At 66.0% G+C, this 689-nt stretch carries 1 protein-coding gene; it reads left to right on the top strand.

Annotation, left to right across the window (positions count from 1 at the left end; genetic code table 11):
• Nucleotides 1-689, top strand: a 689-nt coding sequence (locus tag AC0L24_RS33840) for an Ig-like domain-containing protein (protein WP_473565092.1), incomplete at both ends; no start/stop codon positions are given.

Below are 689 nucleotides of genomic sequence, written 5' to 3'. Positions count from 1 at the left end.
CCGACGGCGCATGCCAACACCAACAGCGTGTCGGAAGGCGCGCAGGCCTCGGGCAACGTGCTGACGGACGGGACGGCGGACGTTCTGGGTGCCGACGGTGCTGCACCTGGCGGCGCGGTGACGGGCGTGGCAACCGGTTCGAACGTCTCGAACCCGGTTAGCGGCAATCTCGGCGGAGCCGGGATCGCGGGCCAGTACGGCACGCTGGTCCTGGGCACCAACGGCGCCTACACCTACACGGCCAATCCCAACGCGGTGACCACCAACGCGGTCGATCACTTCGTCTACACCATCACCGACGGCGACGGCGACACCTCGACGGTGACGCTGGACATCACCGTCAACAATGTGACGGTGACGGCATCCGACACCGATGCGCTGGTCAGCGAGAAGGGCCTTGCGACGGGCAGCGACGCAGCCGGCAACAGCGAGATCTTCAACGGCGCGATCACGCCGGCCGGCGGCACCGGCCCGTACACCTATACGCTGACCTCGCCGGCCAGCGGCAGCTACGGCAATCTGGTGCTCAACGCCAACGGCACCTACACCTACACGCTGACCCAGACCTATGACGGTGTGACGACCAACAATGGCATCACCACCGAGCAGGACAAGGACAGCTTCACCTATACGGTGACCGACGCCCACGGCAACACCACCACCGGCTCCATCCTGGTCGACATCGTCGA

The sequence above is a fragment of the Mesorhizobium sp. WSM4809 genome (assembly GCF_055811655.1).
Note: the sequence above shows the minus strand (reverse complement) of the source record. Positions and strands in the feature narration are given on the sequence as shown.